The following is an 8138-nucleotide window of genomic DNA, read 5'->3' as shown; positions in this document are numbered from 1 at the left end:
TTCGATGGACACAGTAAACAGAGAAGAATAATTATTCGATTTTGGATTTGTGATTGCCGGTTTCGGAAGGGTTAGAGAATAGCTCTGAATGGAAGTTAGCAATCTATTTAATTGATTGATTGAGATATAGATTAAAATCAATAACTCAATCAATCAACCACTCATTCACTCAATAGCTTAGATGTCACAAATCAAGATACCTTCACGCAATGAAGCAATTTTGTCGGTACGAGTAGGGATAAATTCTTGACCTATAAAACCCTTGTATCCAGTATCTACAATCGCTTTCATAATAGCTGGGTAGTTCAACTCCTGAGAGTCATTGATTTCATGACGCCCCGGCACACCGCCCGTGTGATAGTGAGAGATATACTCATTATATTTTTTGATGGTTGCGATTACGTCACCTTCCATGATTTGCATGTGGTAGATGTCATACAACAATTTGAATTTTTCAGAACCAACCATTTCACAAAGTTCTACGCCCCATTCGGTATGATCACACTGATAATCTTTGTGGTTTACTTTTGAATTCAACAATTCCATCGAAAGCGTCACATCGTGTTTTTCGGCTGTTTTAATAATTCTTTGAATTACCTTTTTACAGTTCAACAAACCTTGTGTTTCGCTGATACCATTACGGTTTCCTGAAAAGCAAATCAAATTTTTGATACCTGCTTTTGCCGCCTCTGGAATCAAGTAGTCGATATAGTAGTTTGCTAAAAGGTCATGATTTTTGGGGTCATTAAAGAAATTGGTCAACCCTGTACCTTTTGGCCAGCTTCCCCAACCAATACCCGCAGTGAGGTCATATTTTTTCATAATAGACCATTCTTCAGGACCTGTCAATTCAATCGACTTCATGCCGATTTCTTTCGCAGATTTACACAAATCCTCAAATGGGATAGATTCATAACACCAACGGCAAGCCGAGTGATTGATACGTCCTTTGAGAGCCGAACCAATATGGTTGTCGGCAGCTTCGATGCGGTTGTTGAGGGAGGATGTCAGCATGGTAGCAGTAGTCGCCGCTAGGGTTTTTTGTAATACCGAACGACGAGATATTGGGTTTTCCATAAGTATAATAATAAAATTTACATGGGATAAAACAGAATATATCAGTAATATACTCATTCCATGTTTTCTTATGAAATTTACAATATCTTTTTCATAAATCGATACCTTCTGCTTGTTGCTTTTGTCCTAAAATAGAAACGTGGAAAGAGCCTGTGTTAATCGAGCCTTTTATTGCTTGACATGTGTTTATCGATTATTCCAAAGTTTGAGTGTTGTCAATATTTCGGCTGCAACCTGACGATTGTATTCTAATGTCATACTTTTGTAATTGACCAAATCCACAATCGTACCTATCAGACATAACCCACCTGTGAAGAAGTAAAGAATACCCATACCGATTCTGTCGGTCAAAAAACGTTGAATTCCAGCAAAACCGAAGAATCCCATCAAGGTAGTAATCAGAATAAGGGTGGTATCACGACGTTTGTTTTGGTACATTGCCAAAAACTGTTGTTGTTGTGGCTCGTCCAAGTCTTTCATGATACTTTGGACAAAAATGGCTTCCTCTGGTTCTAAATTGGCCATCATCATTACGAAATTAGGATTCATTTTTTTAAAAGTTTAGATGGATAAAAGTCTTTCGTTGCATTTGAGCAAACGTTTGAGCAAAATGCTATTTTTCCAAGTTCAAAAATACGTTTTAACAACACCAAAAAAGCAAAGATTCCTAATGGGTGGCTTTGCCAAGATAGTTGCCATTCGCCTCTTAACAAATAAGAAATAGAATGACCTAATCCGCAACCTGGACAATAGTTAAAACCTGCTAAAGCTAAAGGACAAACTGTGAAGTGAGTATGTTCGGGATGGGAAAATGCCAACCATAAAAGTCCACTCACCCAGATAATTAGCTCTATTGGTATCTTGCGCTTGTTCATGGACTAAAGTTGTGTTTTTCTTTTTAGTTCACGAGCATTTTCTACACAAAATACACGAAATCAGGGTAAATGGATTTTTTTAAGGATGGCAAATAAATTAATTGATAATTCGGAAAGTAGGATAGGCTAATTGTGCCTGATGTTTTTTTACGATAGATAAAATCTGATAATTGATTTCTTCTTTTACCTCATTTAAAACAATAATACTATTGGTAGCAACATGGTAAGAAACTAAGATATCAAGTGAGTTATCGCCAATGGTATCAAATCGTGTTTTGCCAGGGTCGGTATGGTATATTTTCTCATGTGATTCTACCAAAGTTTGAATATCGTGAATAATCGCCTTGATGGCATCGGCTGGTGTATCGAGGCGTAGTCGCAAAACATAACGTGCACGACGATAATTTCGTTGGCTTAGATTTTCTAAAGCTTGTGCCGTGATGAGTCTGTTAGGTACCGTTACCAAGCTACCATCTCCTGTACGGATACGAGTACTTCTAAAGCCAATTTTTTCGACATCGCCAGTTACTTTATCTAACAAGATGGTATCGCCTACCAAAAATGGTAAGTCCAAGAAAATCGTAAATGAAGCAAAAAGGTTTTCTAAGGTTTCGCGAGCTGCCAAGGCGATTGCCAAACCCCCAATCCCCAAACCTGTAATAAGTGCTATTACATCGATTTTGAAGACAATTCCTAGCATCGAAAAAAACGTCATCAGAACCAAGGCAACAATCACCAAGTCTTTGGTGAAGGGCACAAACTGGTCATCTAGCTTACTTTCGGTAAGTGCCGCTTTTTCTTGAAAAACAATAGCCAGAAATTTTGTTATGCGAATCAATATCCATGAAAATGACATAATGAGCATAATCTGGAAGGTTTTCCATACAACCATTAAAATCCCAAATTGCTCTACAGGTGCCATGTGCCAAGCTTTGGGTATTTTGATATGATAAGAGGCAAGCCAGATTGCAGTAAGGATTATGAATACTTCTAACGGTTTACGAAGCAATTCGATACAGGTATAGATAGGTACCTTATCATGACGAAGTACTCGATAAAGCACTTTACTAAGTACGATAGAAAAATATCTTTTTATCAATACCCCAAATAGACAAATGCCTGTAAACCAAAGTAAATCTATTACTGTATTTTCGAGTATAGATTGAGATAAAAAATTCATAAAGAGTTTGTTTTGATAAAGATGTTTTTGGCCGCTTGGCTGATAGATTCTTATTTGCTTTTTGGCTTTAGCGACAAATATAAAGATCAACAAATATTCTTGTTTGAAGATTCTTGAAAATGTTCGTACTGAAATAAAGCCAAGCAAATACAAGCAGCTCTTCTGCCTTTGAAGATAGTCAATTATGAGCTTGAAGCCATTACACCTTTGTGTCTAACAATCAAAACCTTACCTTTGCCTTATTTTTGAAAAGGAATTTCATGAATTTAGCGATAGACTTAGGAAATACTTTTGCCAAAACAGGAGTATTTATTGACGGAAAACTTCAGGACCTTCGGAAAGGGCTGGATTATCCTACACTAGTAAAATATGTAGAAAGTCTCAATCCTGACCATATCGTTATATCTACGGTCAGTTATTCGGAAGAACAACTAAAGGCGGATTTTGGTAAATATGACCCAGACCTAATTTTACTACAACCGACTACGTTGGTGCCATTGGTCAAATTGTATGATACGCCCAATACTCTTGGCGCCGATCGGATAGCTGCTGCTGTTGGCGCTACGGTATTATTTCCTCAGCAAAACTGTGTTGTGATAGATTTGGGAACGTGTAATACCTATGATTTGGTAGATGCCAAATCTAATTTTCATGGAGGGATTATTTCGCCAGGAATGAAGATGCGATTTAAGGCAATGCACACTTTTACCCAAAGATTACCGTTAATAGAACCCGAGGGATATCCAGAATTGATTGGTAAAAGTACTGCCAAAGCCATGCAAAGTGGTGTTGTTAATGGACTTCTTGCAGAAATAAATGGTTTTATAGAACAATACGAAACACTTTTAACAAAAATTAACGTCATTTTATGCGGGGGAGACGCTACATTTTTTGCAAACCGCATAAAATCACCGAACTTTGTAGAACCAGCTTTAGTGTTGATTGGTCTTAACAGAATATTAGAACATAATGTCGAAATTAAAAATCCTAGCTCACCAGACAAGCTTAATGAATCGTAAAGGCCTGCCTGTGATGGCTAAATTGAAAATTGTCTCTCTAGTAGTACTTGGTCTAGTACTGAATTCTCAGTGGTCTAGCGCCCAGCAAACCAATTCGCCATACTCCTACTTAGGTATTGGAGAGGTTGTTACAGAAGCCGGTTCTGTTAACTATATGATGGGAGGTCTTGGAGTAGCCAATGCTTCTGGCTTATATATCAACAATTTGAACCCTGCGTTGTTGGCTCGTAACCGTTATACACTTTTTGAAATGGGTGTAAATACGGAAGTGAAAGGTCTTCAAAACTCTTCTAAACGTTCGAATACTACACGTGGTACTATCGGCCCAATTTCTTTGGCTTTACCAGTAAGTCCGCGTTGGACAATGTTGTTGGGATTGCGCCCTTCTACTAATGTGGATTACTCTACTTTTGCTGTGAATAAACTCGATTTATTAGGAAAAGATAGTACAACTATTGCTTATAACGGAAGCGGAGGTTTGAACAAAGCTGTATGGTCAAACGGTGTTAAATTACACAAAAATATTTATGTGGGTCTTGAAACAAGCTATACCTTTGGGGTAATCAACAACGATATTACTACCCAAAACTTTAGCGATGGACAAAACTACCAAATCAAATTGGCTGACCGTACCAACTATTCTGGCTTTTTGTTCAAGTTAGGAACAGCTTGGCGTCCTAAAATTAGTAAGGAGTATTTCTTGAATATTGCTGCTACAGCAGATTTCTCACAAACCCTCAAGGCTAAATCACTTCGTCAGTTCCGTACCTTGGATGCTTCAGGAATCACCGCTATCAATGCCGACACGCTTACGCAGTCTACGAGCCATATAAAGCTACCTGCTACTTATCGTTTTGGGGTTAGTTTAGAAAAACCAGGCCAATTGAGCGTTTCGCTTGATTACTCGATGACGCAATGGACTGACTTTAGAAATGCCGAAGGTAATGCTGAGAAATTAGTGAATGCCTCTACATTGGCATTTGGCGCTGAATACATTCCTGATTTTGAAGCTATTTCTGGTTATTTCAACCACGTGGTCTATCGAGTAGGTGCTAGCTATACTCAGTCACCATATACAGTAACTGGAACATCAGGTGCCAAAGATTATAATTTTTCGGTAGGAGCATCTTTCCCAATGCGTACGATTTCTTACCTGAATGTGGCTTTTGTACATGGTAAAAGAGGCACTTTGGCAACAAATGGAATAGAAGAAGTCTATTCAAAAATTGTAGTTGGATTCTCATTGGGTGACTTCTCTTGGTTCCGCAAGCCAAAAATCGACTAATTAAATCAAGAAGGATAAATCTTTCGCTTGTTGTTGATTTATCAGAAAACTAATTGCGATTTTGGAATGAAAATAATCAAATATAAAGCGATAGGGTGTATTATTTGGGCTTGGACCTTGCTATTGGTTTCTTGTAAAAAAGAGGAAAAAGTTATTGAAAAAGGAATTTACAATGGACCATTGTCAGAGTTGCACGGTATCAATATGGCCTACACAGATTCTGCCAAAATTATGGTCAGAATGTCCACCGAAACGCAACTAACGCTTCAAAATGAGGATAAGGTCTATCCAAAAGAGGTAAGGATTTTCTTTTTTGATAAATTAGGAAATAATACCACAACGCTCAGAGGCGATTCGGCGAGGTTTATTCGCTCAAAAAACCTTTATCACATTATGGGGCGTGTGTTGGTAAACAACCAAATCAAAAATGAGACCTTACAAACCGATGAAATGTTTTGGAGTCCTGATACAAAGAAAGTTTACACAGATAAACCTGTTGATATCAAAACCCCAGAGCAAGTATTACACGGTGTAGGAATGGATTCTAATCAAGATTTTACTGATTATACGCTTCGTCGAGTAACGGGCGTACTAAGTGTAAAAAACTTGCCACAATAACAAAAAAGGTCAATCCTTCTATGGGTTGACCTTTTTTGTTAGGAGAATTTTTCTACTTCAATTCCGCAATAATATCACTTACTTTTTGCTCGTATGTTTTATTTAAAAATTCATTGTTATACCAATATTCGAGCTTTTCTACAATTTGAGGAAGATAGATAAATGATTTATTTTTGACATTCTCTTGTAAAGTCTTTTCTGCTTTGTTGTTATCTCCAATCAATCGAGCAATAATTACCTCATTGGCTCTATTGAAGTGCTCATAAAGGCATATTTTCCACTGGTTATATCCTTGTTGCGACATGTTATCTTTGATAGGCTCAAATAGAGCTTCCTTATCTTTCAGGAGGCTTTCATCTACTTTGTCGATTGCTGGATTAACAAATGAATGCCCAAACTCATGCACACAAATATCTCTTAACGAAGTAGAATTGTCATATCCTAATTGAAGGTTTGATACTTGATTCACTTCTTTTGGCTTGTTGAAAGAGGCAAAAATATTACCAATTGTATTGGCATTGCCTGTTGCAAAACCTTGTCCAAAAGGAATCGTGAGGCTAGGGTATAGTCGATAGTTTTGTACATTCTTGCTGTAAAGATGCTCCATCTCAACAATGAAACTTTCTTTTGGAATATTTTGCTCCACTTCCTGAATCATTTTTTTGTAATATGGACTATATCTTTTCAAAAAATCTTGAAAATTAATTTCAACAGCAAATGCATTGAATGCATTGACTAGCTTTTCCGCTTCTGCTTTGGAGGAATAATGGCTTAAAAAGGGATTATCTTCTTTCAATGTTGCATTAGGAAAATTGTCTAGCTGCAATAAGAAATTAGAGTTATGGAGATAAAAGTCTTTATCAAAGAAGGTTTTGATAATTGCTAAGTTTTTTGAGGCTAAAAAAGGCTTAAACTCGTTCCCAATTTTTGTGGTAATGGCATACAAATCCTTGATTTTTATTTTCTCCCCATGCATCTCAAATGTTTGGTCATCAGGAATATCATTGAAATCGCTAAGATTTAAAAGTGTGTAGCACAAACCTAACAACTCAATATTTTGATGATAGTTTACTTGTATTTTCTTTTCGATTAACGTAGGGTATGATAAGGCAAAGGAACCTTGAGCATTCTCTCCCGAAATTTTTAATACTTGAGATTGAGACAAACTAATTTTCTGATGATTGATTTTATTAGATGTGGACAATATCTTATTGTTTGATGCAAGTACAACCTTCCCTTTTGAAGTATTTATCGATGAGCTTAAATAAACCAAGGCGTTGGTTTGTTTTGGAAATTTTAGTTTTTCTGTACCAGTAAATTCATCGAAGCTGGCTTTAAGAAAGTTGTTGCTAGGATACTCACTTTTCCAGTTTTTTGTTACCGAGCACGAACTTACCATCATTGAAGCAATAAGCAATAAGGACAATTTTTTAGTCATTTGAGAGAGTTGTTTTAAGTGTAATACAATTTTAATTTGCGATAATACCTGAGTTCTAGGTAAAAAATATGATTTATTTGATAGAAGTAAACAGAACTTGTTGAATGGAAATTTACATAGTTGAAAGAAAAAACAAAACCTCGAAAGTCCACTAGTTGAAACTTTCGAGGTTTTGTTTTTTCTAAGTAAATTACTATTTATCGCATGAATCTAGGATTTTTTTGACAGCCTTTACCTCTGTAATGGTTTTTTCGCCACCCCACTCGTTGTAGATATAGGTCGTAATCTCGGCTACATCTATCGCCTGTAATTGCTTGTTGGCAGGCATCGGTTGGTGATAAGTTTTACCATTTACTACAATGGTATCGTTCAAGCCATTGCGGATACCACAAATAATTCGATTTTTATTGTTTTTCAAAAAATCAGAACCATTAATAGGAGGGTACAGACCTGCCAGTCCTTTTCCGTCTATTTGGTGGCAGTTTTCGCAATGCGTTTTGTACAAGGCTTGTCCATCGATATAATATTGCTTGAGTTTGACTTCCTCTTGACTTTGGCAGGCCGTCATTAGGGAAGTAACAAACAAGCCGAATAAGATTTTTTTCATAAGAATATACCTATATTAATAAGCTTTAGGCTTTAGGCT

Annotated in this window: 9 protein-coding genes; 3 read left to right on the top strand and 6 right to left on the bottom strand. The window is 36.8% G+C overall.

Annotated elements, in window-relative coordinates:
- Positions 1-177: 177 nt before the first annotated feature.
- From ACOVQ4_RS22030 to ACOVQ4_RS22015, 4 genes are all read right to left on the bottom strand, one after another.
- Positions 178-1077 carry a hydroxypyruvate isomerase family protein gene (locus ACOVQ4_RS22030; RefSeq protein WP_421822745.1) on the bottom strand — a complete coding sequence of 300 codons (900 nt, stop codon included), beginning with the start codon at positions 1075-1077 and terminating at the stop codon, positions 178-180.
- Between the two features lie 186 nt (positions 1078-1263).
- Positions 1264-1626, bottom strand: coding sequence for a TM2 domain-containing protein (locus tag ACOVQ4_RS22025; RefSeq protein ID WP_421822744.1), 363 nt, complete (start codon positions 1624-1626; stop codon positions 1264-1266).
- Entirely contained in the window at positions 1623-1952 is a 330-nt protein-coding gene (locus ACOVQ4_RS22020; RefSeq protein WP_421822743.1) for a DUF2752 domain-containing protein, read from the bottom strand. Before ACOVQ4_RS22020 ends, ACOVQ4_RS22025 begins: the two co-directional genes overlap by 4 nt.
- A 97-nt stretch (positions 1953-2049) precedes the next feature.
- Entirely contained in the window at positions 2050-3132 is a 1083-nt protein-coding gene (locus tag ACOVQ4_RS22015; RefSeq protein WP_421822742.1) for a mechanosensitive ion channel family protein, read from the bottom strand.
- Between the two features lie 260 nt (positions 3133-3392).
- On the opposite strand from ACOVQ4_RS22015, the gene ACOVQ4_RS22010 reads away from it, so the two are divergent.
- From ACOVQ4_RS22010 to lptC, 3 genes are all read left to right on the top strand, one after another.
- A complete protein-coding gene (locus tag ACOVQ4_RS22010; protein WP_421822741.1) occupies positions 3393-4151 on the top strand; it encodes a type III pantothenate kinase in 759 nt (252 codons plus the stop codon).
- The gene (locus ACOVQ4_RS22005) at positions 4141-5436 is read left to right on the top strand and encodes a hypothetical protein (RefSeq protein ID WP_421822740.1); all 1296 of its coding nucleotides are present in this window, start codon (positions 4141-4143) and stop codon (positions 5434-5436) included. Before ACOVQ4_RS22010 ends, ACOVQ4_RS22005 begins: the two co-directional genes overlap by 11 nt.
- 66 nt (positions 5437-5502) lie before the next feature.
- Entirely contained in the window at positions 5503-6054 is a 552-nt protein-coding gene (lptC, locus tag ACOVQ4_RS22000) for an LPS export ABC transporter periplasmic protein LptC (RefSeq protein ID WP_421822739.1), read from the top strand.
- A gap of 52 nt (positions 6055-6106) precedes the next feature.
- Here the strand turns inward: lptC and ACOVQ4_RS21995 are convergent, their stop codons facing one another.
- Both ACOVQ4_RS21995 and ACOVQ4_RS21990 read right to left on the bottom strand, forming a co-directional pair.
- Positions 6107-7492 (bottom strand): DUF4932 domain-containing protein, encoded by a 1386-nt coding sequence (locus tag ACOVQ4_RS21995; RefSeq protein WP_421822738.1) that lies wholly within the window; start codon positions 7490-7492, stop codon positions 6107-6109.
- Positions 7493-7685: 193 nt separating this feature from the next.
- Positions 7686-8099, bottom strand: a complete 414-nt coding sequence (locus tag ACOVQ4_RS21990) for a c-type cytochrome (RefSeq protein ID WP_421822737.1) — start codon at positions 8097-8099, stop codon at positions 7686-7688.
- Between the last annotated feature and the right edge of the window lie 39 nt (positions 8100-8138).

This window comes from Flectobacillus sp. (genome assembly GCF_049240685.1).
Classification (GTDB): domain Bacteria; phylum Bacteroidota; class Bacteroidia; order Cytophagales; family Spirosomataceae; genus Flectobacillus.
Note: the sequence above shows the minus strand (reverse complement) of the source record. Positions and strands in the feature narration are given on the sequence as shown.